We start from the raw sequence: 3,210 nt of genomic DNA on the forward strand, positions 1-3,210 counted from the left end.
CGATTCGGTCGAGCGCCTGATGGGCACCAGGGCCGAGGCGCGCTTCGCCTTCATTTCCGACAAGGCCGAATTCGCCAGCGAGGATCTGCTGGACGTCTAGCGCCCGGCAGCGCCGAAAACGGCCGGATTCCGCCTTCCGGCGGAGAATTCGGTTTTTTTTGTCGGCTTTCTCCCTTTTCGTTTTCAGGCGAGTGTGGTTCCCCCGCAACAGCATTTTGGACGGAACCGGTTATAGTTTTTTTCGATGGTTTGAGATTCTTGGAATTCAAAACTTACCGCTGGTCGGAATCGACCGCTCGTTGATTGGGGAATTGACATGAAAAAAATGGTTCTCGCCTTGACTGCGGTTGCGGCATTTTCCGCCCCTGCGCTCGCCGCCGACATGCGAGCCAAGGCACCGATGATGAGGGCAGCTCCCGTCGCTTACGCCCCCTCCTGGACCGGCTGCTACGTCGCCGGCGGCTGGGGCTACGGTATGTGGAACCAGGAAAACACCGCTTATGATGACGGACCGCCGAGAGTTCAGGCCACTCCCACGGCAACGGCGGGTGGCCGCGGTCATTTCGGAACAGTGCAAGGCGGCTGCGACTATCAGTTCGCGCTGGGCGGCTGGAACATGGTGGTCGGCGCCTTCGGCGATTACGACTTCGCCGACATCAAGGGCCAGGTGAACCTTCCCACGAGCACCTTGTACGGCACGGAAAAGCTGAGTTCGCGGTGGGCGGTCGGCGGTCGTATCGGCGCGCTGGTCACCCCGCAATTGCTGACCTATGTCGCCGGCGGCTACACCGAAGCCAAGTTCGACCGAACCAATTTCGAAGCGTTTAATGGCCCTGTCGTCATTCCTGGCGCTGGAATTTATATCGACGCGACAACCCACAAGGGCTGGTTCATCGGCAGCGGCGCTGAATATGCGCTGGGCTTCATGCCGGGCCTGTTCTGGAAGACCGAATACCGGTATTCGCAGTTCGATCGTCAAAGCAACCCGCTACGGGTCACCGCGACCAACGCGCTCACGGGCGACTCTATCGACTCCGAGAAGTGGACCCACGCCGTGCGCACCCAGCTGGTGTATCGCTTCAACTGGGGCGGCGGCGCGGTCGTCGCCAAGTACTGATCTCTCCCGAACCGACCAACTCAAAAGCCCCGGCATCTGCCGGGGCTTTTTTGTGACGTCCCCTTGCCCTCCCCGCACAAGCACAGCACTCTGGCACCCACGCGAAGTCCGCGGCTACCAGCGAGCAAGACCTATGCGCAAGGTGCTTCTGATCATTGGTTTCCTCGCCGTCGCGATCGGGCTGCTCTGGATCGGTCAGGGCACCGGCGTGATCGCCTGGCCGGCGTCGAGCTTCATGATCAAGCAGACCCAATGGGCCTGGTACGGCGCGGCGCTGGCCGCGCTCGGGCTGATCCTGATCTGGCGCGGCCGGCGTTGATAACGCGTTTGACACTACGTATCATCGTCGTCCCTGCCTAGTGCGCAATTGCGCACGGGGCGCAGGGACCCATAATCACAAAAGCCTGTGGTTATGCGAAGCTGTTGCACCAGCCTTCCACCAAAACTAACATAGGTGGCTATGGGTCCCTGCGTTCGCAGGGACGACATCGAATTTGTTGGATCGCCGCGCCTGAACTGGATGACACCAATGCCAACCAAACTGTTCGATCTCCGCGGCAAGGTGGCCATCGTCACCGGCGGCAATGGCGGCATCGGGCTCGGCATGGCGCGGGGGCTGGCGGAAGCCGGCGCTGATATCGCGGTGGTCGGGCGCAACGAAGCGAAATCGACCGCCGCGGCCGCCGAGCTCAAGGCGTGCGGCGTCAGGACGATCGCGGTCACCGCCGACGTCACCGACAAGGCGGCGGTCGCCGCCATGGTCGAACGCGTCACCAAAGAGCTCGGCCGCATCGACATCCTCGTCAACAATGCCGGCATCAACATCCGCAAGCCGCCGCACGCGCTCGAACTCGAGGAATGGGACAGCGTCATAAAGACCAACCTCACCAGCGCCTTCCTGTGCTCGAAGGCAGCCCACCCCGCCATGAAGGCGTCCGGCGGCGGCAAGATCATCAATATCGGCTCGATGCTGTCGATCTTCGGCACCAGCTTCGCGCCGGCTTATGCCGCCAGCAAGGGCGGCATCGTGCAGTTCACCCGCTCCTGCGCGGTGGCCTGGGCCGGCGACAACATCCAGGCCAACGCCATCCTGCCGGGCTGGATCGACACCGACCTGACCAGGCGCGCCCGCGCCGAGATCGACGGCCTGCATGACAAGGTGCTGGCGCGCACGCCGGCGGCGCGATGGGGGGCCATCGCCGACTTCGCGGGCATCGCCGTGTTCCTGTCGTCGAGCGCCTCGGATTTTGTCACGGGCACCGCGATCCCGGTCGACGGCGGTTTCTCGATCATGGGATGAAAGGCGGCCTGACGCCTCCGTCGGGGCCTTTTTCAAAAATCTCGAAAACAACCCCATGCAATGAAAGGCTAGGCGGCATTAGCGGTGTTTTGATACCGTCTACCGCACATGCTCCGGCCGCACCCCGAGCCCGACGAGGCGCGCGGTGATGCCCTGCAGCCAGGGCACCGCGTTGATGAGGCGAACCGGCAGCGGCGGCCTCAGCGGCGCGTTGCCGGGCTTCAGCGCGGCACTGATCAGTCTGTGCTGCACCACCACCTGCATCCGCTGCGTCATCCGCACCGGAAATTCGCGGCGCCGCTGCACGGCGTCGAGTTCGTCCGCGGACGGGCAACCGCTCGCCAGCCTGGCCGCCAGCAGGTTCGCCGTCGCGACCGCATCCTGCACCGCCAGGTTGACGCCGACGCCGCCGACCGGCGACATCGCATGCGCGGCGTCGCCGATGCAGAGCAGGCCCGGACGGCTCCAGCGCTTTAAGCGATTGATGGTCACCGTCAGCAGCTTGACGTCGTCCCACGTTTTCACGTCCGCCATCCCCGACTTCAGGACCGGGGCCATGCCGACGATGGCGTCGCGGAAGGCGTCGAGCCCGCGCGCCCTCACCGCATCGTTCTGCCCCTTCGCGATGACATAGGCGCATTGCCAGTAATCGCCGCGGTCGAACGTCACCATCATCTTGCCGGGGTCGAGCCGCGCGAACAGGTTTTCACTCTCGTCGGCGCGCTTGCCGGCGCGAAACCACAGCACATCCATCGGCGCGCCTGTCTCCTCGACCTCGAGACCGGCACGCCGC

The 3,210-nt window shown here is 64.0% G+C and carries 4 protein-coding genes; 3 read left to right on the top strand and 1 reads right to left on the bottom strand.

What is annotated here, in order from left to right:
- Positions 1-316 precede the first annotated feature (316 nt).
- From Q8N40_RS07805 to Q8N40_RS07815, 3 genes are all read left to right on the top strand, one after another.
- Positions 317-1,117, top strand: a complete 801-nt coding sequence (locus Q8N40_RS07805) for an outer membrane protein (protein ID WP_305322853.1) — start codon at positions 317-319, stop codon at positions 1,115-1,117.
- A gap of 133 nt (positions 1,118-1,250) precedes the next feature.
- Entirely contained in the window at positions 1,251-1,436 is a 186-nt protein-coding gene (locus tag Q8N40_RS07810; protein ID WP_305711412.1) for a hypothetical protein, read from the top strand.
- A 210-nt stretch (positions 1,437-1,646) separates the two neighbouring features.
- Complete coding sequence (locus Q8N40_RS07815; protein ID WP_305711413.1) at positions 1,647-2,417, top strand: SDR family NAD(P)-dependent oxidoreductase; 771 nt, start codon at positions 1,647-1,649, stop codon at positions 2,415-2,417.
- A 99-nt stretch (positions 2,418-2,516) separates the two neighbouring features.
- Here the strand turns inward: Q8N40_RS07815 and Q8N40_RS07820 are convergent.
- On the bottom strand, positions 2,517-3,210 hold a 694-nt coding region (locus Q8N40_RS07820), incomplete at its 5' end, for an FAD-dependent monooxygenase (RefSeq protein WP_305711414.1).

Source organism: Bradyrhizobium sp., from assembly GCF_030693485.1.
Lineage (GTDB): Bacteria > Pseudomonadota > Alphaproteobacteria > Rhizobiales > Xanthobacteraceae > Bradyrhizobium.

Excerpts from the sequence above, each read along its gene's own strand:
- Q8N40_RS07805 (WP_305322853.1), top strand. The coding sequence starts at position 317 with ATGAAAAAAATGGTTCTCGCCTTGACTGCGGTTGCGGCATTTTCCGCC.
- Q8N40_RS07810 (WP_305711412.1), top strand. The coding sequence starts at position 1,251 with ATGCGCAAGGTGCTTCTGATCATTGGTTTCCTCGCCGTCGCGATCGGG.
- Q8N40_RS07815 (WP_305711413.1), top strand. The coding sequence starts at position 1,647 with ATGCCAACCAAACTGTTCGATCTCCGCGGCAAGGTGGCCATCGTCACC.